Below are 24,308 nucleotides of genomic sequence, written 5' to 3' on the forward strand. Positions count from 1 at the left end.
TAGTTATATTTGAGTAGCCTAGTGTTTTTTTTACTGTATATGAATCCCGAATCAACTAGCTCTCAAGGAAGTAAACAGTCGTTTTCAATGGACGACTTTGCCAAAGCTCTCGAACAACCTCAGTATAATTATGAATTTCAAAAAGGACAAATAGTTACTGGAAAAGTATATAGTTATGAATCTGAAGGTGTTTATATTGATATAGGGGGTAAGTCTTTAGCCCTTTTACCTATTCAAGAAGCTTTTTTGGGAGTCACACAAGATTTATCGGAAGCACTACCACTACAGCTAGAAAGAGAATTTCTAATTATCCGCGAGCAAGATGCAGAGGGTGAAGTGCTTCTTTCTATTAAGCAATTAGAAATTAATCAAATCTGGGAGAACTTGGTTGAATTACAAGAAGGTGGTCAGTCTTTCCAAGTTCGAGTAATTGGTACTAATAAAGGTGGGGTGACGGTGGATGTACAATCTTTGCGGGGTTTCATTCCGCGCTCCCATCTTCTGGCAAAGGATAATTTGGAGTCGTTGATTGACCAAGTATTGACTGTCAATTTTTTAGAATTGGACCAAGAAAAAAAGAAAATTGTGATGTCTCAGCGTTTGGCCGCTCAATCTGCTGGTTTTAGTAAGTTAATTGTTGGTCAGTTGGTGGAAGGAAAGGTTGCGGGAGTGAAGCCTTTTGGTGTTTTTGTAGATTTAGAGGGTTTAACTGGTTTGCTGCATATTACCCAAGTTAGTCAAAAACGGGTTGATTCTTTATCAACAATTTTTGCCCAGGGTAATTTGGTTAAGGCGATGATTGTCGATTTAGATGAAGGGCGAAAACGGATTTCTCTTTCTACTAAGGTATTAGAAAATTATCCAGGGGAAATGTTGGAAAAAATTGATGAAGTGATGGAGTCTGCGGATGCTCGTGCAGAAAGGGCAAGAAAGGCTTTACCTCAATTGCAATAATTTTGGCTTTTAGGTTGAATTTTTCTATTACTTATCAGGAAGGCTGAGTAGGTTTTGTAACTTATTCAGCAATTTTTATAGTCGAAATTTTTATCAACATGAAATGGCAGGAAAAAGAAGGAATAATTCTTAATTTAATCAAGACAATTTTTCAGCAAATAATTTCAGAAAATCCTACTTTACCTATTAGGGCAGTCTCTAGAGCTGGCGCAGAAATAAGTGATCTTTTAGAAGACAAATTTGTTGAGATATCCCAGCAGCAAGAAAAAATTATTGAAGTTGCAGGTTCTCCTAAAGGAGCAACTAAAAATCCCTATGATATTTATTTTATATATGAGTTTAACAAACAGGAGCAAGAGTTAATTTGGATCGATATCAAAGCCACAAATGCAGCTTACAAAAATAGTAATCCAGATATGGGAACTTACAAAAAATTTCTAGATTTTTTTAAGAATGGAAATTATTTTGCTGTATATTGTAAATTGGCTTATATTCAGGATAAAAATGGTCTGAGATTTGTAGATACTCCTACAGGTCAAATGGTTAATATTTTTCTGTTAAAAGATATTAATTCTTCTTTTAGGATTCAGCCAAATAATCAATTACAAGTTAATTATGCTGCTTCTCCTCAAAGTCGAAGTTTAACTGAATTTCTTGATTTACTAAAAGAAAAAGTACAAGCTTCTTTAGTCAGAAAGCAGCAAAAGATAGAAAAGGAAATTAATAAATTAGAATCTGAGTTTGATGATGTCAAACAAGAAGTGAGAAAGACTCTATCTCGCTAACTTCTTGATTGGTAAATTTTAGTTCTTTGTAAATCAGATAATCAATTTTATTCCTATCCATAGGATTAATGCTAATTAATTTCTCAAAAAATAAACTTTTTTCATCTAACCAAAAAGGTAGTCTCTTTAAATCGCTGACCTTGATTTGAGGTTGCTGCTTGGGATTTCTTCTAATAACATTCATCTGATAGGCTAGATATAAATATAATTTCGAGTTGAGTAGGCGTTCTGTATAAATTAAAATCTTTTCCCACTGTTCCTTATTAAAATTAGAATAAATAGGAGTTAATACATATAAACTATTATTTGCCATAAAATTTTCATTAGTAAATTTGGCAATTAAGCGATCGCTTGATTGTCTAATAAAAATTTTAGGCGATCGGTAAATTTCCAGTTGACCTAAACCAATGCGCTTTTTATTTTTAATACCTTCTTTCTCCAATCTCACTCTAATTTCTTCGCTGAGTCGAAGTTGCAATTCATAATCATATTTAATGTAATGAGAAAATGCAAAAGGTTTATCAGCAGAGGATAAAGATTTTCCTCCTTCTAGATAAGGCATAATTAATCCAGATTTATCTCTTTGATAATCTTCTTTAGTAACTAAAAATTTTTCAGTTAAATTCAACAGCATACAACAGGTTCTAATTGATTTTCTAGGAAAATAGTCAATCAATAGTTGATTCTGAGTTAGCTTATCTAAAATTGAGTTAGAGTCAGATATGCTGATTCTACATTCCACATCTTTCAACCATTTATCCTGATTTATTTCCTGAATTTTATGTTGATAAAAATCTTCTATTAAAACAGGTTTTTCAGGGAAAATATTCGTAATCTGCCAGATTGTTTGACCGCTAGCGACATTCTCAAAATTAGCTAAACCCATCTGAATAGATTGAATTTGGAAATTTTCAATTATCCACTTGCGCAAATAATAAGCTGAGGTTTCGTAAATAGAATTATCTAACAAGTAAATTAGATGACCACCTGTGTTGAGCAGATTCAAACCGTGTTCAATAAAAAACATATACAAATTTAATTTACCATTTTTGACTGAATCAGGAATAAACTCATAGTTACTTAAATAATATTTTCTATGACTTTCTGGTAACTTTTTACTGCGTCTGCCGTAAAAAGTGATAAAAGGTGGGTTGCCAAAAATATAATCAAATTTAAGCTCTTTTTTGATGTTTATTACTGGAGGTGAGTCTTTGTATATGCTATTAAAATCATTAATCAAATCAAATCCTTGTGAGGCTTTGACAGTAAAATCAGTCTGATAAAAATTTAGGTTTTGATAGGTATAAATATCAATATTAAAAAATTGCTCTAGTTCTAATAAAAACCGAATTTTACAAATTTCTAGTGCTTCCCAATCTAGATCAAATCCATAGATTAAATTTAAGATTGCATCTACAGAATCAAAAGAAAATTTAGTTAGTAGTTGTTTAGCTAATATCAAAATAAAATTGCCAGTGCCACTGGCAGGATCTAAATATTTATAGTTTGGTTTAATTTCGATTTGTGAAATAATTTGATTGACTAAATCCTCAGAAGTATAGAATGCTCCTAAACGGGGAGGTCGAGATTTTTCAAATATTTCTAGGTTAGTTACATCAGATTTAATATTTTGCTTGCTATCCCCAATAATTTTCTCAATCATAAAGTCTCTTAATTGAGAATTTTTTAGCTTCAGAATTAAGCTAGAGACAACATCTTTAAATTCTGGAGTTAGATACGGCTTATCCTGACTATTTGTGATAATTTTTGTCTGGTAGGGATAGTTTGATGTCATTTCAGTTATCAGTTATCAGTTATCTTATTTTATTATCAAAACTTTTCCTGTCTCCAAATTAGATAAATACAGCAGATTTTATTAAGGATGATGTAAAGCTATTACAGGCAAGATTCCTGTGCTACTCTAATTTAGATAAATAATAATAATAATTATAGAATATGAAAAAATTAAATGTTTTAGGAATTGATGGCGGTGGCACCAAAACAGAAGCCGTTTTAATGGATGAAAATTATCAAATTATTGGTAGTGGTAAAAGGGGTCCGTCAAATTATCAGAGTGTAGGAATTGAAGTAGCAAAAAATTCGATTCAAACTGCTATTACTCAAGCAGTTACTAATAATAATAGCCATCAACCAATCTCTGGAATTTGTCTAGGTTTAGCAGGAGTAGGAAGACCTGAAGACTTTCCAGTAGTAGAAAATTTGCTCCAAGAAATTATTACTAATCTGCCGATAAAATGGGATTTACAGCCAAATACAATAATTATTTGTAGCGATAGTAACATCGCTTTGGTAGGAGGTATTGGATATTCTATAGGTATTGTGGCAATGGCAGGCACAGGTTCCCTAGTATTCGGCCAGAATAGTCAGGGGTTAACTAAGCGGGTTGGTGGTTGGGGTTATCTGTTGGGAGATGAAGGTAGTGGTTATAATATAGCTATTCGAGGTTTACAAGCAGCTCTGAAAGCCTATGATGGACGTGAATCTCCGACTACTTTAATTACAGATTTTCAAAGACACCTGGGCCTGACAAATATTGAAGGTATAATAGAAGTAGTCTATCGCCGTGGATGGGGTGCAACAGAGATAGCCGCACTTGCTCCCATTGTCTCCGCAGCCGCAGATAAGGGAGATAAGGTAGCTAAGAAAATTATTCAAGGTGCTGTGGAGGAGTTAAGCATAGCTACAAAAGTTGTGATATCTACCTTATTTAAGCCTCACGAAACTTTTGAAGTAGTTACTATTGGAAGTGTCTGGAACAGTATGATTGATTTTCGCGGTCGGTTTGAAGATTCTATCTTGGCGATCGCTCCTACTGCTCAACTTATTTGGCCTCGACATCAACCTGTTTATGGTGCAGGAATTTTAGCTTTAAAAGCTGTAAAAGGGAAGGCAGAAGGCAGAAGGGGTGGCAGGATAAAGTCAAACTTGTAGGGTGTGTTAGATGGCTAAAATTTAGACTGTGAAAGAAATTTAACAATCCATCGTAACGCACCACTTTAGTTATGTCAGTCTACTGGACAGACACGCCTAAAAATGAAAGCCCTTGTAGAACGAAGTGAAACCCAACAAAGACTTATTAGACATCTCCAGAAAAGTTTCTGAAACCCTTATAGCACTGTTCCAGAATCAGTATTTTTGGAGAGGTCCATTGTTGTTGGGTTACCCTGCGGGAAGCAAGCTACGGTTCCTCAACCCAATCTACGCTTATTGCGCTGATAACTAATAACTAATAACTGATAACTGATAACTGAATTGGAGGATATACTACCTATGTTTAACTCAAAAAAATGGCGTATTGGAACATCTTTATTATTAACTTTAGGCATGACATTAGCCACAGCAACTCCAGGTTTATCAAACCGAGCTATGGCTCAATTTAACCGACAAACACAATTCCCAGGCAACCCACGAAGACCATTTTCTGTAGCACGAATACCAGCAGGAACACTCATCCCTGTAGGATATGAGGAAGCAGAAAAAGTTGTGGTAACTCCAGATGAGTCGATGAGATTAACGTTGACAGTGACTCAAGATATTAGGGATGTTCAAGGAAGAGTGGTAATACCTTTTGGCAGTGAGATAGAAGGTGAACTACGACCTGTTTCCAATGGGACTCAATTTTTTGCCGAACAATTAATTATTGGCGATCGCCGTAGGTTTCGTATTGATGCTATTTCTAAGGTAATTACTGATACTGAAAGAATAACAAAAGGTGCTAATGCTGGGGATATTTTGAAGGGTGCTGCTGTGGGTACTGGTGCTTCTGCTTTATTGTCTGCAATTCTTGGGGATAAGGTTTTGGCGACGGAAAGGTTATTGATAGGTGCGGGGTTGGGTGCTTTGAGTGGAGTGTTATTGGGTCGGGAAAAGGCGGAGGTAGTTGTGATTTATCCAGAAGAAGATTTAGATTTGAGGTTGCGTTCTGATTTGGCGTTGCGTTAGTAGTTAGTAGGTAGGGTTTCGCTGTCGCTCTACCCAACAGCTCTATTATACCTCTCCGGATAGACCTCTCCGGAAAAGAGGGAGTAGGGAGTAGGGGCGATTCGCGAATCGCCCCTACAGGGTTTTGGTTGTGATGATGTGGTTCATCAATCTGAAAAGCGCTGTAAATAGAAGTCAGGAGGAAATGTTTTTCCCACTGTTCCCTGTTGCTTGACAATTTATCTATGACGCACCGTTAAGATAATAGTGCGTTGTTGCTTGCTTATCATAGTGAAAACCATTCATATTTTCTAATCGCTGCAATTTCTTTTTTGCCCACTTCCGCAATTGTTTGTCTGGGTCTTTTGCTGCTCTGTCTTTTAATAGTGGCAGACTTGGCGGATGGTCTCGGTATTGTTTGACTATTGCCTCTAGTGCAATTTGTCGAGGGTTGTATTGATGGTCATTTTCAGGTTGAAAGGGGTCATTGAGGGCGGTGTGATAAAACAATTCAAAAATTCCTGGCTGATGTTTCCAACCAGTAGCTATTTGTCGCAGCGCTTCAACTCGGATATCCGAATCATCATCAGACTGTACCCATTGTTTGAGTAAATCTAAAGTTTCCGACTCATCTTTCCAAGCAGTAGCTATTTGTTGCAGCGCTTCAATTCGGACATCCAAACTATTATCAGATTTTACCCATTGTTTGAGTAAATCTAAAGTTTCCGACTCATCTTGCCAACCAGTAGCTATTTGTCGCAGTGCTTCAACTCGCACAGTTGAACTATTATCAGACTGTACCCTTTGTTTGAGTAATTCTAAAATTTCCGACTCATCTTTCCAACCAGTAGCTATTTGTACGACCGCTTCACGTCGCACAGTCGAACTACTATCGGACTGTACCCTTTGTTTGAGTAAATCTAAAATCTCCGACTCATCTTTCCAACCAGTAGCTATTTGTGCCACCGCTTCACGTCGCACATTCCAACTATTATCGGACTCTACCCTTTGTTTGAGTAATTTTAAAATTGCTGGCTGATGTTTCCAACCAGTAACTATTTGTCGCACTGCTTCAAGTCGCACATTCCAATTCTTATCGGACTCTAAACTTTGTTTGAGTAATTTTAAAATTGCTGGTTGATGTTTCCAAACAGTAGCTATTTGTCGCAACGCTTCACATCGCACATGCCAACTATGATCGGACTCTAAACATTGTTTGAGCAATTCAAAAATTGCCGGCTGATGTTTCCAACCAGTAGCTATTTGTCGCAGCGCTTCGCATCGTACATTCCAACTATCATCCGACTCTACCCTTTGTTTGAGTAATTCTAACATTGCTGGCTGATGTTTCCAACCAGTAGCTATTTGTCGCAGTGCTTCACGTCGCACATTCCAACTACGATCTGACTCTGCCTTTTGTTTGAGTAATTTTAAAATTCCCGACTCATGTTTCCAACCCGTGGCGATTTGTCGGACTGCTGCAAGTCGCACATTCCAACTATGATCGGACTCTACCCTTTGTTTGAGTAATTCTAAAGTTCCCGGCTCATCTTTCCCACCAGTAGCTATTTGTCGTACCGCTTCAAGTCGCACATTCCAATTCTGATCGGACTCTACTCTTTGTTTGAGTAATTCTAAAGTTCCCGACTCATCTTTCCAACCAGTAGCTATTTGTTCGACCGCTTCTCGTCGCACATTCCAACTATTATCAGACTCTAGCCATTGTTTGAGTAATTCTAAAATTCCTGGCTCATCTTTCCAACCAGTAGCTATTTGTTCGAGCACTTCCCGTCGCACATTCCAACTACTATCAGACTCTAGCCATTGTTTGAGTAATTCTAAAATTCCCGATTCATCTTTCCAACCAGTAGCTATTTGTCGTACTGCTTCCCGTCGTACATTCCAATCATCATCAGACTTTGCTCTTTGTTTAAGCCAAGTATAAGTAAAACGTTCATTCCTCCAGGTTGCAGCCACCACTGCCACAGCTTGAGTACGAATTTCACGAACTATGGCTGCATTTTTCGGATCAATTTCTTGAGAGTAACTCTCACAAGGTTTGTAAGAATAACCAAGGTTATACCCAGTCAAATCTTTTAACCTATTTAGTAATCGAGACCCTACATCACCAATACTCTGACGATTTCTAACTTCAAACAAACACTTGCCAGCCAAAAATAAATTCAAAAATTTTTCATCTTCCCCATCTTGTTCCATCAAATAACTAATAATTTCTCTGACAAATTTAGCGTCAATTATTCCTGGAATTAACCGCAACACCTCATGCCATTTTTCATCCTGCCAGTGCTGACCAAAAACTTCCTCAAGCAGTTCATCTTTAGAAATTTTATGTTCTTTTTCAAACTGCCAAACAAATTCCCTCGCACAAAAATATTCCCAAAAAGTTCGATGCACAAAAGCATAATATTCAGCCCCAACAAAACACAAAATAAAATTGCGAGTCTGCAACTGTTCTATTAATGCCCTAGCCACAGTTTTGACATTATTAATACCTAAAGTTTTGAGATAATTCTTGATAATTTGTTCTAAATCATTTCTATGAATCAAATTACCAGCGAAACCTGCTTTATTTTCCTGCATAAAAAAAGCTACCTGACGCAAGATTGCCTGTTTATCTTTATAGTCAATAGTAATTGGGTCAATCTTGGCATCAGTTAATGCCATTTCTATATCCCATTGATGTAATAAAACCCGGGAAGCTTGATTATAAAGTTCGACTCTATCTCTCGGAAATTCTTGATGACGATTCAAAATAGCCATCATAGTTAATAAAAGAGGATTTCCCGACAATTCTTTCATAGCTGAAGAATCTTTAATTGCTCGTTTAAACCTTTCTATTTTCTTCTCTCTTTCCCCCTTGTCTTGATAAGTAAAACTGTGCCAACGTTGAATAAAATCATCAACTTGTTCATCTTCTAAATCTTGCAATATAAAATGATCGAACTCAGCATCTATGAGTTTTTGCGGCTGATAACCAATTACCCGTGAAGTAACAATAACCCGCACATTTTGATAGTCATTAGTAAAGCGATGAATCTGGGTAATTATTTCCTCTCGTTTGATAGGGTCGAAAATTTCATCTAACCCATCAAACAGTATAATAGCTTCACTTTTTTGTAATTTTGCATGAACTTGTTGTTGAGGTAAATGACAAGTAACTCCACTACCTTTTTCCAGAAATTCCAGAAAATTTTTGCATTTATTAGCATCATAGTTCCGAACATAAGTCCGCAGTTCAATTAATAAAGGAATTGGCTGTAAAACTAAATCTTTTAGAGGCGAGCCTGCCCATTTTAGAGCAATATATTGTAATAAAGTAGATTTGCCAGATCCGGGGTTGCCTAAAATCACTAAATGTTGATAATTTCTATTTTCAACTAATTCCACAACTGACCGAATAGGTCGATCTAAATATCTCCGGTGCAGACTTTCCGATTGTTCTTGAGAAAAATCTTCTCCAAATTTCCCAGTCTCTTTTAATCCCTGCCGATCTTCTTGAGAAATTTCATGTACTTGAGGCAAAATTTCTTGAGATTCCCGGACATTTTGAGGAATAAACATTTCCCATGACTTCAATTGATGATACGCATGAATAGTCGGATCTAAACTGTCTAATTTCAGATTTACATATTGTTCGATAATTCCTTTTCTATATTTTTTTAAGTCAAAATCTAGCGGTATTTCATTCTTTGTATTTTCCAGTTTATCCTGATTTTTTGCATCTAATATTTTCCGTAATTCATTCGACTTTATCCTCATAATTTTGACTTTTTTCAGATAGTTGTTAGCTATTGCTACCCAGTCAAGTTTTTTTGGCAAAGATGGATTTATTTTGTTCCAGGTGGCAGCCATTTTTTTACTATCTAAAACTTTAATATCTTTATTAAATGGACTACCAAGAATTCCTAAAACTGACTCATTTTTTAGAAACAGTTTGAAAGGTTCAGTATATTCCTCAATTTGATTGGGATTTAATTCAGCAAATTCTAATTCTTGCTGTACTAACTCTGAAAGTTCTTTAATAGCTTCTGCTGTAGCTTTTTCTAGAGTTTCTCTTTCTGTATTGGTTATCCTATCTTCTGTAAAATCAGTAATACATTGCTGAAAAAAATCTTTAAGATAGTCTTCAGTTTCTTCTTGAGCCAATTTTCCTAGAACTTCTTGAGCAAGAAATCCCACTAATTGGCCATTTGCCAGAGTACTAGACCATTCAAGCATAATTATTTTACCTTTGATTTTAACTAATTATTAGCTTTTAGCATTTCTTGACGGAATGCTGCCTCTTGCCTCCTCCAGAGGAGCTGCTTCTTACAGAGGAGCTATCCTAGAGAATGCGCAGCGAAACGCAAATGCTTTTCATGTCGGCGACAGCCGAAACACGTTAACAGCTTTTTGGGCTTCGGTTGAAATCCTCTGCTCAAGGTCAAAAAAAAATGATCCTACTGATTGCTGAGTGCTGACTTTCCATCGATTCCATAATTATACACAGCTATTAGCTCAAGTCAGAACTATGACATTGCATTGTTGCGAGATGATTTATAATCAAATGGAAAATTTCAGATGAGCAATTGCTGAATAGAAAACATGAAAATTAATTGTCCTAAATGTAAATCAAATAATATTAGAAAAAATGGACATAGGCGGGGTAAGCAAAATTATCAATGCAAAGAGTGTGGTCGTCAATTTGTAGAATTTTATTCTCAAGCAGGTTATTCTGAAGAAGTAAAAGAAAATTGTTTAACTCTGTATGGAAATGGTAATAGTTTTAGATCGATTGAGAGAATAACTAAGGTTAATCATAATACAGTTATACGTTGGGTAAGACAGACAGAAAAAAAAGTTACTATAAAAGAAGAATGAATATATAATACTATTAGTTGGACAATTAGATGAGTTACAAACAGTTATAGGAATAAAAAAAGATAAAATATGGGTATATAAAGCATTATATAAATATTATTCGTCTATTTAAGAGTAGAATCTACGAAATATAAATGCAGAAAAATTTGAAAATTTATGGAAAAATATCAAACAATATAACTGTTATTTTTGGAGAACAGTATAGATATAAAGTTTACCCAAAATTTATTCCAGACGGCGATAATATTACCAGCAAAATATCCATGACTATAGTAGAAAGTAAAAATAGCAGATTGAGACATTATTTAGCATAATTACATCGAAAAAAAATGCTTATTATAATTTTAAATAAATCTTAATTTTATCAATAAAACTATTGATTTATTACTTTAAAAAAAGGGTTAAAAAGTGAAAGATTGCCCACAATTTTTGTTCTTTTAGATATTCAGAATTGGCAGAGCATAGCGATAGCTAAATCCTCTGTAATTTAACCATTTTTAAACTTATGAAAAAATTGCATATCATCCTGCAATGATGCAAAACCGGACTTGAATTTTCTCAACGTCTTACCGAAAAATTACGAATACTGTCGCTCAAATTAAAAAAATACAACTTGCCATTCGGGCGAATATGAGAGGGACTGACCAAAATTCGATAGTGACTTGTAGCGCTGGTTAGCAAAGGCAAAGGTTCGCCCTCTAGCAAAAGTTTTAATTAAATAAATTCAAGATATAAAATAAACAATTTAATCTCCCTATTCCCTATTCCCTATTCCCTGACTTCTACAAGAAGTCTAATCATTTGATGATATAATACTTAATTCATTAGGAGGTATTAATAGAGCTCTCCAAAAATCAAAAATAAAATCAATTATTACCCATAAATGATCGGTTACTTCTCCCTATTCCCTATTCCCTATTACCTGTAAAAAATGACAATATTTCAAACCAACCCATCCAACTTTCCCCAATTACTCCAAATGGTAAAAGATGGAGATGAATTAAATCTACAACCGGGAGATTATAAAGCACCTTTTACTATTGATAAATCAATTACTATTCGTGGTAGTGGCATCGATACTGTAATTTTTGCTGCAACTGAACCCCCTCTAATAATTACAGTTCCCGCAGTGCGACTGGAAAATTTAACAGTAGAGCGAACAGTTGGTGGTGACAAAGGGGAAGTTGCTATATTTGCCGAAGCTAATACTAACCCCATTTTGAGTCAGGTGAAATTAAATGGTATTGCAGAAAATGTGGAGTGGGAAGGAGCAAGTTGGGATATTCCCACAATTCTCGACTTTGGGGAAGTAGAAATAAATCGACAGCTGGAACGTGGATGGGAATTACAACTGGGTTTGGTTTGTCAGGTTTTGTGTAATTTGAATTGGTTGCAGGTGCGCTCCAGTTATCTCTCACCAGGGCGACAAAATTTGGAGGTTGTGCTCAATAGTGCTGATATTCCTACTGGTACAAATTTATCTGGTTTAATTTCTCTGTTGGCAGCAGATGGTAGACGGGAGTTAGAAGTTACTGCCAAAATTATTTCCCCACTTCCGGTAACTCCGGTGTTGGAAACGAAAACAAAAGTTTTGCCTGCTAAAGTTTTGAATTCTCAAGATTGGGGTTATCGGTTTATCGGTAGTGCAGTAGATAAATTTATTCGCGCTCAGTTGGGTGAGGCTGCTATGAAGAAATATCCAGAATTTCACCAACGTCGAAAAAAAGCTGAAGCATTGATGTCTGAAATATTGGATGAAGATTCTCATTTATATTATGTGCGTCGTCAAGCACCAGGAAAAGAAGAGGGGGACGAAATTTGGGAACTAACTATGGCGACTGACAGGGAGGATGGGGAGTGGGAAAAAACTTTGAAACTTAGGGGAGCAGTGAATGTTGATGGGGAGAGGGTTTTAAAAATATTATCGGTGCAGTTAATTTCTCAAAAAGCAGAAAAAGATGAGTTTAGTCTGGCTTTGCAAATTCGTTTATTGCCACAACATCAGTTCCGACGGGGGATACCGTTGGGAGCAGTGCGCTCTATGGGTAAAATGCCTTTTTTTGGCGATCGCCTACCTACACAAGACCAACTTCCTATTTGGACGACTTTTGTGGAAATAGAGCAACGTCTGGCAGAAAAACGTCAATTTTGTGTAGAGTTTCTTAGTCACAACTATGGTAGTGCAAGGAGAAAGGTAACTTTTGAAATTGATATTTCTTTAGCGACTATTGATGGAACACCGGAAACCGCTATAGATGATATTGAGTTTCGACGGCGACTTTTCGAGGCAAAAAATCAAGATATTCAGCTTTTTAATACTTCTCCAGCAGGTAGGGATGGTAGAGATGGGCAAAAGTTGGGAGCGATCGCTGCTATTGACTGGGAAAAGAGTCAAGTGCGGATAATGTTGGATAGTGAAATTGTGGAAAGTATTGCTCGTGGGAGTTATAAAATACCGTCTAAAGGGTTTCTATTTTTTGTTGCTTTTGGGGATATTGCTCAAGTGCAACGGAAACGCAGAGCGCTAGAAGATTTACAAAATGGGCGCTGTCAAAATCCATATTTGGGGGAATTTTTCTTTGATGCTACCTCTGCGCGAGTTCCGAAAAAGGCAGTTAAACTCCAACCCCAGGATTTATTATTGCCTGCTGGGAATGCTAATCAAATTGCTGCTGTGGAGAAGGTTTTGGCAGTTCCAGATTTGGCTTTAATTCAAGGTCCACCTGGCACAGGGAAAACTACTGTTATTGCTGAAATTTGTTATCAGGTTGCTTTGCGCGGGGGGCGGACTTTGATTGCTTCTCAGGCAAATTTAGCGGTTGATAATGCTTTGAGTAGGTTGGTACATAACCCAGTTATTCGTGCTGTGCGCAAGGGAAAAGCAGAGAAAGTGCAGGAAGAAGGAGAAGCATTTTTGGAGGAGCGAGTAATTGATACTTGGTTAAAAAATACTGCTAATGACTGTGAAAATAGTTTGCACGAGCGACTGCAACGGGTAGAAATTTTATGGGATTTATCGATCGAGTCTGAGAAGTTTAATGCTTATCTGGAGTTGGAGGAAATATGGGCAAGTCAGCAGAAAGAATTGAGCGATCGCCGAACTATTTTGGAGGCAAGTCGGGAAGTTTTAGAAGGTGAGGTTTTGCAATTAGAAACTGATAGAAAGGAATTAGATTTTCTGGTATTGGGATTAGATTCTTTGTTAAATTCTGCATCTAATGTTAATTGGGAAGATGAGGAAGTTAAAGATTTTTTACCCCGTTTACAACCTTATTGTCAGGAGGAAAAGTCGGTCAAAGATTTGGTAGAGAATGTGGGTTTAGGTCGGAATATTGCCAGAGATATTGGTTGGGAAATTCCGGAATTAGGAGCTTTTGGTTTAGCAGCTTGGTTCCAGGAAAATTTAGCTGTTTCGTTGCCAGAATTTCAGACTGGTTTAGCTTTGGCAAAAAAGGCAGTTATGGCAATGTCGGAAAGTGAGAAATTATTACAGATTTATCAACAGAGTCATAGTCAGTTTGAGCAGCTTAAAAAAGATATTCAGGAACAAGAGATAATTTCGGAAAATCTACAAAAAAAGCTAGAAGAATTAGAAAAGGAAAAAAGTCAGATAGATTTAGTTGTTGGCGAAGTAGGTGTTTGGATAAAAAAAGTTGGTAAAGAGCGGATATTTGAGGAATTGAAAAAATGTTGGGATAGCGGTGAAGCTTTCCAATTAGATTTAATTGGATTACCAGAAAGTTTGATGAAACTTGCTAGTAGAGAAAAATTACAACTTTTGCCAGACTATGCTCAACCTATTAATAATTTGCCAGATTGGGAAAGGTTAGAAAAAGCATTAAACGCAGAGTCAAGTCGTAATTTTAAGAATATTCAAGGTAGAGAATATCGTTTTGATGAATTTTTGCAAATTACTCTAAGTCAACCCCCCATAGTTTTGTCAGAAAGAGATTATCAAAACTGGCAAGAATTTGCTAAAGCATTTGCAATGTATCCGCAACTTAGCCAACAACAACGACAAAATTTAGTCGCAAAATCCCAACAATTTTTCCAGGAAAATCAGCAGAAATATAGTTTGGCGTGGGAACCAGATAATATGTCGAATACTTTGACAGAACTCATAGATAAAATCTTCAATAAAATTCTCCATAATTCCCGTGAATTTTTACTGCCGATGAAACAAGAAAATCTCAAAAAAATCCTGAAAAATCAGGAACAGTTAGAGGAAAATAGTCAATTACTCGAAAGCTACAAACAAGAACTAGAGATAGTCGAGAAAAAAGGCAAAGATTCCCATCAAAAGCTTGAACAAAAATATCAAGAGTTTCTCCAGACATTGCCAGAGATAAATCGTCAAGTAGAGGTTAATCCAGAAATTGGTAATTTAGCCAAACAGTATCTGGAATGGCAACCATTAGAAGTATTAAACGATCAATCCAATTTTCTAGAAAAAGTCAATTCCTGGGAAAATAACCTCAAACAACTTGAGAAAATCCCTACCCGACTAGAACCTTTTACCGTTCTTGCAGAAATTCAAAATATTTTCCAAGACAAACTAAATACCATCCAAGAAAAAGCAGATAGATTCCAGGAACAACTCCAATCTTGCCAAACAGAAATTAATCAAATTAAAACAGCATTAGAAAAAACAGTACCAACCAACTTAATTGAAGAGAGAAACTGGTGGAAATCTGCATGGCAAAAAATACCAGAAAATCTCAAACCCACCGTTCCTGAAACAGAATTATTTGCCATAGAACTTTTACAGAGAATCAAAATTCAACAGCAAAACTGGCAACAAGAATTAGAAACAGAAGAAACCAACCTCAACCGTAACCAAAAATTTATCCAAGACTGGATAGAAAAACTCAAAAAACCTTCAGAAAAAGATAGTAACGATCTGAGAAAAATTTACCTTGATAATGCCAATGTTATTGGAATTACCTGCGTCCAAGCTGCCAGTCGAAGCTTTGCCGAAGAATTTAATAGTTTCGACGTAGTAATAATTGATGAAGTTAGTAAATGTACTCCCCCGGAAATATTAATTCCAGCATTAAAAGGCAAAAAATTAGTATTAGTAGGAGACCATCGCCAATTACCACCAATGCTCAACGATAATACTGTTGAAGAAATAGCTGAAGAGATGAAAATTACAAAAGAAGAACTGAATTTTTTAGAAGAGTCACTATTTAAAACTCACTTCGAGGCAGCAACAGAAAAAATCAAACAGATGTTAACCATTCAATATCGAATGCACCCGAATATTATGGGAGCAATTAATCAATTTTATCAGCATCGTTTACAATGCGGTCTTCTCGAACCAGACCAACAACGCGCCCATAATTTAGGAGGTAAAATTATTCAAGAAAATCGACATATTATGTGGGTAAAAATGCCACAGTTAGAAAATTTTATCGAACAAAAAGAAGGAACATCACCTTTTAATGAAAAAGAAGTTGATGTAATTGAAAAATTATGTACTGAAATGGAGAAATCCTGGTCTGTGAAAATTGCCGAGGGGTTGCCAAGGAAAGAATTAGGAATTATCACATTTTATAATGCCCAGTTGCGACTAATAGAGTCAAGAATTAATCCCGAAAATTTTCCATCCCTACATATTAGAACTGGAACAGTTGATAGATTTCAAGGAATGGAAAGACAAGTAATTATTGTTAGTATGGTGAGAAATAATCAGGAGGGAAAAGTAGGATTTGCCAAGAAACCAGAACGGGTAAATGTTGCCTTTTCTCGCGCTCAGGAATTGTTAGTTATTATTGGATGTCATGGGTTATTTACACAACATTATGGAATGGTAGGAAATATGTATTCAGAAGTTTCTGATGTTGTGCGTCATCAAGGAGGGTTGGTGGAAGTTTCTGAAGTTTTAATAACCTAACCCCCCAACCCCCTTCCCTCGTAGGGAAGGGGGAGTCAGAGAGTTGGTAGTGGACCGACACAGCTAATTTAGTGCAAAATTGTAGGGTGCATTAGACGGCTTAAATTCAGACTATGAAAGGGATTCAGCAATCCGTCGTAACGCACCATTTTAGATGTGTCAGTCCAGTAGGGTGCGTTAATGCAATGTAACGCACCACCTCTTTCATCATATTCGGTGTGTTACTAATACACCCTACTGGATTTTTATAATATTCGGTGCGTTACGCTTCGCTAACACACCCTACTCGACTGCTGTGTCTAGCTTGAATTCTCCTGTTTTCCGATCGACATTCTAGAATTTATAGGAATTAAAAACTTTAGTCTGACCATCTTTTTGAAAGGCAAATACATCAAAAGATTGTTGGCGATCGCCCATTTCCATACCAGGAGTACCAATAGGCATTCCAGGAACGCTAATTCCAGCAATATTTGGTTTCTGGGCGATTAAACGTTTAACATCTTTTGCCGGGATATGACCCTCTACAAGATAGCCAGCAATTTCACTTGTATGACAGGAAGCCATATCTGAGGGTAAATTATATTTCTGGCGAATAGTTTGAATTTCTGACTCAGGTTTGACAATATCAGTTACTTGAAAGCCATTTTGCTTAATATGTTCCACCCAACCCTTACAGCATCCGCAAGTGGGAGTACGGTAGACAGTGATATTAAGTGCTTGTGGTGCTAAGTCTGTTGTAGGTGAACCAGAATTCGCCACAGTCTGAGTTGTTGTACTAAAGGTTGGATTTTCTGGCAAACCAACAAAAGACCAATATGCTGTGCCTAAAACTCCGGCAACTGCGACACCAGCAATTAGAGACTGCATCCAATTAGAGAAAACTTTTTTCATAACTTATTACCTCAAATAATCTATAAGTGCTTTTATTAATCATAAACCCTCCAGTCGAGTGGAAAGTCAAGGCTTAATTTCCAAATTTCCCATCATCCCCAAATCTTCATGGTCAAGAATATGACAATGGTAAACAGTCTTTCCAGCAAAATCTCGCAAGGGCATCCGAATTAAAACTGTTTCCCCTGGTCTGACTAACACTACATCTTTCCAGGCGCGATAGGGTTCTAGCTTACCATTCCGACTCAAAACTTGAAAAGCATTGCCATGAACATGAAAAGGATGATCCATCATGCCTGTATTAATTAATTCCCAGTCTTCAACCGTATTTAGCTGAACTTGAGTATCAATTCTTTCTGGTTGATATGGCTGACCATTAAACAAAAATGCCATTCCTTGACCAGGTATCATGCCGTGGTTCATCTGAAAACGACGTACTTTTTGAGGTTCTGGCAATGCTGTGACTGGGACGAGTTTTGTTGGCAGTAGCACAGCAGCAACCTGTGTGTCATAACTCACTGTTGCTAAAACTTGCGGTTGACTTTCAGGAAAGTTTCTCCCCATCATACCTCTACCCATCATGCCCATACCCACTCGTTCATAAGGCAAATTCAACAAGCGATATTTTCCTGGTTCTCGGTTAGCTTGGATTAATACATCTGCACGTTCTCCAGGAGTCAGCAACAGTTCTGACATTTCTACAGGTTCAGCTAATGCACCTCCGTCAGTAGCAATTAGATAAAATGGGTGTTCTTCTAGAGACAACCTATAAAACCGGGAACTTGAAGCATTAAGAATTCGTAATCGTAATAAACCTTGAGCAGGAATGGTAAAGTTAGGGTTAAACTGACCGTTAGCAGTAATCAAATTTCCTTCCCTTCCAGTCATTATTGAAAGTTCCTGGGATGGGAGCATATTTCCTTGTTGGTCTAGAGCAAAATCTTGCAACACTAAAAATCGTTCTGAAGCAGCTTTCACTTCTGGAATTTCATCTAACTCTCCCCGAACAATAAATAATCCCGCCAAACCACCAAATAATTGTTCTGCAACTAAACCATGCAGATGCGGATGATACCAGAACATCCCGGCAGGATGATTTTCAGGAATTTGGAATTGATATGTGAAGCGATCGCCTGGTGGAATATTGAGAAAGACGTTATCAGCATTTCCGGTGATGGGAATATGCAGTCCGTGATAATGAATGTTTGTGGGTTGGGGTAAATTATTAGTGAAATTAATCCGAATAGTATCTCCTGGTTTTGCTTCTAGTCTTGGTCCAGGAATTTGTCTGTTATAACTTAATAGATAAGCTTGTTTATTTCCCAGATTTATTTGATTAAAATTAGCTGTTAAATCTATTTCTAAAATTCCATCTTGGCTCTGATTAATTTGAGGATATGATGAAAAAAAATGTCGATTTTCTTGAGTTTTAACTATGCTACATTGAGCTATTAAAGTAGCGATGGCACTACTATAACTTAGGATTAAAAATTTTCTACGATTAATTTTTTTCATAATTAATATTTGGGAAATTTTACATTTGATTCAAAATTTTATTTCGGCAAGTTATCATTATATAGCGCTACGCACTAGGAAATAGGGAACACTTAACTGGGAACAGTAAACTGTCAAAAGGTTTCAGTATTAAGAAATGTCCGCGCCCTTTGCTTCGACTGCTATAGCACTAAGCAAATAAGTTAAGACATCCTTCTTTTCCCTGTTCGCTATTGCCCTACAAGCAAAATTTATTGTCCTAACCAAAAATCGAATCTGTATATCATTACATTAGACATCTCCAGAAAAGAGGGAACAGGGAACAGGGAACAGGAAGAAAGAATAGATAATTTCTGGATCAGAATTGATTTGATTTTTAATTTTCGGAGATGTCTATTTGACAATGGTTTAATAATAAATAAAAGTCTTATTGACTGTGGTAAAAAAAGGTAATTTCAAAGTAAATGTACTGCCTTGACCAGGTACACTTTCAACAGTAATATTACCTTGATGAAGTTGAGCGATCGCTAATGCAATAGACAGACCTAATCCCGAACCTCCTGTCTGACGAGAGCGATCGCTATTCACACGATAAAATCGGTCAAAAATTCGTTTTTGTTCTCTTTCGGGAATGCCAATACCTGTATCTTTGACATGGATTAAAGCTGAATTAGGATTAACTTCTAAAATTATTTTCACTTCACCCTCTGGAAGTGTGTAGTTAATAGCATTAACAACTAAATTAGAAACCAAACGATACAATTGTTCAATATTTCCCATCACCTCCACAGATTGAGAAACCCTAATTTCAGACAGAAGTTTAACCTTAGCTGCAACTGCCAAAAATGCAAATTCTTCAGCAATATCGTTAACTAAATCATTCAAACAAATACATTCCTGTTTTTGGGGCAATTTCTCCATCCCACTATCCATCCGACAGAGAATTAACAAATCTGCCACCATTTGAGATAAACGTTGATTTTGTCGCCCCATTATTTCCAAAGTTTCCCTAGCTTCCGTCTCACTCAGTTTTGGCAACATTAAAGTAGATTCAATAGTCGCTCGAATAGCAGCTAACGGCGTTCGTAACTCGTGGGCAGCATCCGCCGTAAATTGCTGAATTTGCCGATATGAATGGTAAATGGGGCGCATTGCTTTGCCAGATAACCACCAACTAGCACCAGCGATCGACAAAATTCCCATTGGCAAACCCAAGAGTAAAATATAAGTAACTATTTTGATATATTCATCAAAATCTTGCAAACTCCTTCCCACCAGAAGATATCCCCACTCCAAGTCATCCTGAGTATGCACCATCAAAGAGATTTGTCGATAACGTTTGCCATTGGCAGTAAGGCTTTGTAGCTGTGGTGTGTTTTGAGTGAGTTGCAGTCCTTTTGGTCGTAACCCTGCTACTGCAATTAAATTGTGGGAGCGATTAAGTAAGCGCAAATAATAATTTGCTGTTTCGGGAACTCCTGTCTGGGGTTCAGTAAAATTGCAGGAGGTTTCCACTAAACAAAAATCAGGTAAGATGCGAGTTGCTGCGAGTGTTATCTGTGCAGGTTTTTCGAGAACAGTTTTTAAACTATCGTGTATTGTTTTTGCCACTGACTTAAGTTCTCGGTCAATGGTAATTCGGTGAGCGTGGAGAATAGCTTCATAAAATCCTAAACTGCATAAACTCAGGATAACTCCCATTACCATGACATACCAACCAGCTAGGGAAAGGCGGGTTTGTTGAAATAGCTTGTTTTGGTGCATTTTTGAGTGACATACCGCTATGGGCAAGTTAAAAGTCAAAAGTAATTTCTTATTGAGTTAAAGGAATATCAACCTGATACTTTGATGCTAGATGCGTAAGTATTATTTATATTTTGTATCACACAAAATCTAATATTAACTATTCCCTAAAATTCATAACATTTTCTCTTGCTCCAATATAAGAATTGCTATATCAGATTTATTAATACTATATTTTTTACCACTATTCATCAAAATCACTCCTACTTTAGTTATCAACGAAGCTTTGTGTTATACTATTGCGTATATCAAAATAAATAAAAAATTATGTTTGTTGGCACTACTGAAGCAGCAAGTTTATTAAGTATTTCTACTCAAAGAATCCGAGTTTTACTCAAAGAAGGTCGGATTCAAGGAGCCAGAAAAATCAATAGTCGTACTTGGGTAATTCCTCTATATAAAGGAACAATCAAAATTGCAGGCAGAAGCCGTGGTCCTGAGCCTCGTTGGTCTTCCCGTAGGCACTGTGGCAAGAATACTATTCATTTCAATCGAAATAATATTGGTATCAATAAAAATAACAAAAATACCGATCTCGATGTAATTTCTGTGAAACGCAGTTCTAAGACTTTAGCAAAAGGTCACGAAATAGAAATTCACGGTCCTTGTCGGATTGTTTATAAACCAGAAAAACCTCATTCATGCGGAGCGACTGTTTGGATTGAGACTTTGGCAACGGCGACAGTCTTCAATTTTGATGGCACAGTTGAGCGAGTAGATAGTACCTGGATTTGGGAAGAAGACGAAATGTGGAAAATTAATAAGAAAAATATTGATGAGTTGATAAAAGCATCCTAGTCAAAAAGTTAATTTGAATCAGAGCTATCAGTCTCCTGTATAGTCTCACAGGTTAATCGGAAATCTGTGTGTAAATTTATCGTGGCAAAATTTAAACAACATACTCTTCTTTAGTTCAAAATGTAAACCTCAAACCACCCATAAATTTAACCTCATCTACACTTTCCCCCTCTTCCCTGGCAAAGTCTGCAGTGCCAGCAAATTTACGTTCCCAGGAAATACCAATATAAGGTGCAAAGCGACGACTAAATTCATAACGCAGTCGCATTTCTAACTCAATATCATTAAAACCAGTACCAATTTCAAATTCTTCAACCTCCTGTGCTGCTACATTAACTTCAAATTCTGGCTGCAATACCAATCTTTGGGTAAGCAATAACTCATATTCTACACTTAGCCGGGCAGAAATATCGCCATCTTCGCTGACAAAAAGAGCGGCATCTACTTCAAAGAAATAAGGAGCTAATCCTTGCAAACCAAAAACTACAAAAGCACGTCCGTCAGACTCAGAGCCAAATATTCTGTCGTAACGCACACCAGCTTGCCATTCCCAAAAAGACCAGACTAACTGACTGTAGAGTAGTTGTACTTCTGCATCTCCTTCCCCATCTTCTGTATTAACTTCACCATCAGTTTTTAACCACAACCTTCTGTAGTCGCCACCAACCCAACCATGAACATCCCAATTAAAACTACTGTCAGCATCATTAACGCGATATTCTAACTCTTCAATTAACAACAGCCAAAATATTTGATTATCTTTGATTACTGAAGGCCAATTTTCCTGGTTGTACTCATTGGCAATTTCCCAAGTAGGAGTAAGATTAGTCGAGCGATCGCCTATCTGTTTTCCTTCTGCCATAACCACTGGTGCATAACTGAAGTAACCAATAAAACTGACTAAACCTGCTACGGCACAGTAAAAATTCAATTCTTTTCTCTGTCTCCCCCCTTTCAAAGGGGGGTTAGGGGGGATTTTTTCCCCTATCCCTTTCAGAGGGGGGTTGGGGGGAATTTTTTTCCCTATTCTGAACTTATGCAAAAATTTCATTATTATGCTTGTTCTACCTTATCAGTTACAGAAACTACACGAAACATTCCTACCTTCATGTGATAGAGCAGATGGCAATGAAACGCCCAATTACCAGGTGCATCCACAGTAACATCTACAGACATTCTCTCGGCAGGTTTAACCAGAACAGTATGTTTGCGTGGTTTATAAGCACCTGCTCCATTATCCAATTCCATCCACATTCCGTGTAAATGAATAGGATGTTCCATCATGGTATCGTTGACAAAGGTAAGTCGTAGTCGTTCACCGTTATAAAATTGAATTGGTTCCTTTGCTTCTGAATATTTTTTCCCATCAAACGACCACATATACCGTTCCATATTTCCGGTGAGATGTAGTTCTATTTCTCGTTCGGCTTTTCTTTGGTCTTCACGAGGTTTCAGACTGCGTAAGTCGGTGTATAGAAGAACACGAGTACCTGTGTTTTCTAAACCAATGCCTGGTTCATGCAGGCGACTTTTTGACATCATAGCTACCCCCGCACTACCTGAACCATGATGATCTGGACCGTGCATTACGGGTTCTTGATGGGGTATCGTTTGTGTTTCGGTTAAATTATCCATCCCACTATTATGTTGAGAATGATCCATCCCACTGTCATGTTGAGAATGATCTATCTCACTATTATGCTGAGAATGATTCATCCCATCCATGCTTGGAGAATGTTGAGAATGTGCAGAATGATCCATGCCATGATCGTGACCCATATCCGCCATAGTTCGTAGAGGACGTTTTCTGCGTTCCGGTAGAGGCGCAGTCATACCCAGACGGGGCGCAAGAGTTCCACGAGCATAACCACTTCTATCCATTGTTTCGGCAAAAATAGTATAAGCAGTCTCTTCTTGAGGTTCAACAATTACATCATAAGTTTCAGCAATGGCAATCCGAAATTCATCCACAGTTACAGGTTGCACATTTTGACCATCTGCTTGTACTACCGTCATTTTCAGTCCTGGAATTCTTACATCAAAAAAAGTCATTGCTGAAGCATTGATAAACCGGAGTCGGACTTTTTCACCAGGCTTAAATATGCCACTCCAGTTAGATTCAGGTGCCATACCATTCATTAAATATGTATAGGTTGCACCTGTAATGTCAGCAATATCAGTGGGGTCCATTCGCATTCTGCGCCAATCTATATCATCAAATAAATGTCCCACTGTTCGCCGTTGATAATTATAGTAAGTGCTTTTCTTTTTCAAGTTAGCAAGCACTTGATGGGGGTTTTCAAAAGTCCAGTCAGAGAGCAATATTACATATTCCCGGTTGTATTCAATAGGTTCGGGTTCAGCCGGATCTATAATCATGGCTCCAAAATGACCGAGTTGTTCTTGCAACCCACTATGACTGTGATACCAATAAGTGCCACTCTGGGTTACAGGGAAACGATAGGTGAAAGTTTCTCCTGGTTTAATGCCAGCAAAGCTCAAGCCAGGAACGCCATCCATTTCTGGTGGAAGAAGAATTCCATGCCAATGAATTGAGGTATCTGTTTTGAGATTATTTTTGACTTTAATAGTTGCTGTTTGACCTTCCTGTAAACGAATTAATGGCCCAGGAATTCCGCCGTTAACTGTCATGGCAGTAGCTTTTCGCTCTCCTATTTTGAGTTTAGTTTCCTGAATTTGGAGGTTAATTAAATCAGGATATTTACTTCCGTTTTCAGGGTTGCTACTAGCGATGATTTGTCTGTTATCAGTAGGGAAAATATTGTTTATGCCTGCTGCTATACCGATGCCGGCAGTCAAGCGTAATAAATTTCGTCTGGTAAGTGGGTTTATTTTCATAGTTT

The 24,308-nt window shown here is 37.1% G+C and carries 14 protein-coding genes and 1 pseudogene; 7 read left to right on the forward strand and 8 right to left on the reverse strand.

The window, feature by feature from the left end:
• The first annotated feature begins 39 nt into the window (after positions 1–39).
• A complete protein-coding gene (locus ACP6PM_RS02440; RefSeq protein ID WP_426581517.1) occupies positions 40–954 on the forward strand; it encodes a S1 RNA-binding domain-containing protein in 915 nt (304 codons plus the stop codon).
• A 98-nt stretch (positions 955–1,052) separates the two neighbouring features.
• The gene (locus tag ACP6PM_RS02445) at positions 1,053–1,739 is read left to right on the forward strand and encodes a hypothetical protein (RefSeq protein WP_426581519.1); all 687 of its coding nucleotides are present in this window, start codon (positions 1,053–1,055) and stop codon (positions 1,737–1,739) included.
• Here the strand turns inward: ACP6PM_RS02445 and ACP6PM_RS02450 are convergent.
• Positions 1,705–3,534: an Eco57I restriction-modification methylase domain-containing protein gene (locus ACP6PM_RS02450; protein ID WP_426581521.1), complete on the reverse strand. Its 1,830-nt coding sequence runs from the start codon at positions 3,532–3,534 to the stop codon at positions 1,705–1,707. The genes ACP6PM_RS02445 and ACP6PM_RS02450 overlap by 35 nt on opposite strands.
• 161 nt (positions 3,535–3,695) lie before the next feature.
• On the opposite strand from ACP6PM_RS02450, the gene ACP6PM_RS02455 reads away from it, so the two are divergent.
• Positions 3,696–4,691, forward strand: coding sequence for an N-acetylglucosamine kinase (locus tag ACP6PM_RS02455; protein ID WP_426581523.1), 996 nt, complete (start codon positions 3,696–3,698; stop codon positions 4,689–4,691).
• Between the two features lie 339 nt (positions 4,692–5,030).
• Entirely contained in the window at positions 5,031–5,702 is a 672-nt protein-coding gene (locus ACP6PM_RS02460; protein ID WP_426581525.1) for a hypothetical protein, read from the forward strand.
• 222 nt (positions 5,703–5,924) lie between these two features.
• On the opposite strand, the gene ACP6PM_RS02465 is transcribed toward ACP6PM_RS02460, so the two are convergent.
• Positions 5,925–9,920, reverse strand: coding sequence for a HEAT repeat domain-containing protein (locus tag ACP6PM_RS02465; protein WP_426581527.1), 3,996 nt, complete (start codon positions 9,918–9,920; stop codon positions 5,925–5,927).
• 372 nt (positions 9,921–10,292) lie between these two features.
• On the opposite strand from ACP6PM_RS02465, the pseudogene ACP6PM_RS02470 reads away from it, so the two are divergent.
• Positions 10,293–10,974, forward strand: a pseudogene (locus ACP6PM_RS02470) (IS1 family transposase).
• A gap of 146 nt (positions 10,975–11,120) precedes the next feature.
• Here ACP6PM_RS02470 and ACP6PM_RS02475 read toward each other — a convergent pair.
• Positions 11,121–11,267 carry a DUF4058 family protein gene (locus ACP6PM_RS02475; protein ID WP_426581529.1) on the reverse strand — a complete coding sequence of 49 codons (147 nt, stop codon included), beginning with the start codon at positions 11,265–11,267 and terminating at the stop codon, positions 11,121–11,123.
• 226 nt (positions 11,268–11,493) lie between these two features.
• On the opposite strand from ACP6PM_RS02475, the gene ACP6PM_RS02480 reads away from it, so the two are divergent.
• Positions 11,494–16,458, forward strand: coding sequence for a DEAD/DEAH box helicase (locus tag ACP6PM_RS02480; RefSeq protein WP_426581531.1), 4,965 nt, complete (start codon positions 11,494–11,496; stop codon positions 16,456–16,458).
• A 333-nt stretch (positions 16,459–16,791) separates the two neighbouring features.
• On the opposite strand, the gene ACP6PM_RS02485 is transcribed toward ACP6PM_RS02480, so the two are convergent.
• From ACP6PM_RS02485 to rppB, 3 genes are all read right to left on the reverse strand, one after another.
• Positions 16,792–17,349 carry a DUF411 domain-containing protein gene (locus ACP6PM_RS02485; RefSeq protein WP_426581533.1) on the reverse strand — a complete coding sequence of 186 codons (558 nt, stop codon included), beginning with the start codon at positions 17,347–17,349 and terminating at the stop codon, positions 16,792–16,794.
• A gap of 66 nt (positions 17,350–17,415) precedes the next feature.
• A complete protein-coding gene (locus ACP6PM_RS02490; protein ID WP_426581535.1) occupies positions 17,416–18,864 on the reverse strand; it encodes a multicopper oxidase family protein in 1,449 nt (482 codons plus the stop codon).
• 387 nt (positions 18,865–19,251) lie between these two features.
• Positions 19,252–20,607, reverse strand: a complete 1,356-nt coding sequence (rppB, locus tag ACP6PM_RS02495; protein ID WP_426581537.1) for a two-component system sensor histidine kinase RppB — start codon at positions 20,605–20,607, stop codon at positions 19,252–19,254.
• Between the two features lie 306 nt (positions 20,608–20,913).
• Between rppB and ACP6PM_RS02500 the strand changes: the two genes are divergently transcribed.
• Positions 20,914–21,444: a DNA-binding protein gene (locus tag ACP6PM_RS02500; protein WP_426581539.1), complete on the forward strand. Its 531-nt coding sequence runs from the start codon at positions 20,914–20,916 to the stop codon at positions 21,442–21,444.
• A 115-nt stretch (positions 21,445–21,559) separates the two neighbouring features.
• Here ACP6PM_RS02500 and ACP6PM_RS02505 read toward each other — a convergent pair whose 3' ends face one another.
• A complete protein-coding gene (locus ACP6PM_RS02505; protein ID WP_426581541.1) occupies positions 21,560–22,375 on the reverse strand; it encodes a copper resistance protein B in 816 nt (271 codons plus the stop codon).
• 122 nt (positions 22,376–22,497) lie between these two features.
• The gene (locus tag ACP6PM_RS02510) at positions 22,498–24,303 is read right to left on the reverse strand and encodes a copper resistance system multicopper oxidase (RefSeq protein WP_426581543.1); all 1,806 of its coding nucleotides are present in this window, start codon (positions 24,301–24,303) and stop codon (positions 22,498–22,500) included.
• Positions 24,304–24,308 lie beyond the last annotated feature (5 nt).

Origin of the sequence: Dapis brunnea BLCC-M229, assembly GCF_050015995.1 — a bacterium.
Lineage (GTDB): Bacteria > Cyanobacteriota > Cyanobacteriia > Cyanobacteriales > Microcoleaceae > Trichodesmium.

What these genes read in the sequence shown, in the direction of transcription:
- ACP6PM_RS02510 (WP_426581543.1), bottom strand. Translation starts at nt 24,303, where the DNA reads ATGAAAATAAACCCACTTACCAGACGAAATTTATTACGCTTGACTGCC.
- ACP6PM_RS02485 (WP_426581533.1), bottom strand. Translation starts at nt 17,349, where the DNA reads ATGAAAAAAGTTTTCTCTAATTGGATGCAGTCTCTAATTGCTGGTGTC.
- ACP6PM_RS02445 (WP_426581519.1), top strand. Translation starts at nt 1,053, where the DNA reads ATGAAATGGCAGGAAAAAGAAGGAATAATTCTTAATTTAATCAAGACA.
- ACP6PM_RS02440 (WP_426581517.1), top strand. Translation starts at nt 40, where the DNA reads ATGAATCCCGAATCAACTAGCTCTCAAGGAAGTAAACAGTCGTTTTCA.
- ACP6PM_RS02450 (WP_426581521.1), bottom strand. Translation starts at nt 3,534, where the DNA reads ATGACATCAAACTATCCCTACCAGACAAAAATTATCACAAATAGTCAG.
- ACP6PM_RS02490 (WP_426581535.1), bottom strand. Translation starts at nt 18,864, where the DNA reads ATGAAAAAAATTAATCGTAGAAAATTTTTAATCCTAAGTTATAGTAGT.
- ACP6PM_RS02480 (WP_426581531.1), top strand. Translation starts at nt 11,494, where the DNA reads ATGACAATATTTCAAACCAACCCATCCAACTTTCCCCAATTACTCCAA.
- ACP6PM_RS02465 (WP_426581527.1), bottom strand. Translation starts at nt 9,920, where the DNA reads ATGCTTGAATGGTCTAGTACTCTGGCAAATGGCCAATTAGTGGGATTT.
- ACP6PM_RS02455 (WP_426581523.1), top strand. Translation starts at nt 3,696, where the DNA reads ATGAAAAAATTAAATGTTTTAGGAATTGATGGCGGTGGCACCAAAACA.
- ACP6PM_RS02500 (WP_426581539.1), top strand. Translation starts at nt 20,914, where the DNA reads ATGTTTGTTGGCACTACTGAAGCAGCAAGTTTATTAAGTATTTCTACT.
- ACP6PM_RS02460 (WP_426581525.1), top strand. Translation starts at nt 5,031, where the DNA reads ATGTTTAACTCAAAAAAATGGCGTATTGGAACATCTTTATTATTAACT.
- rppB (WP_426581537.1), bottom strand. Translation starts at nt 20,607, where the DNA reads ATGCACCAAAACAAGCTATTTCAACAAACCCGCCTTTCCCTAGCTGGT.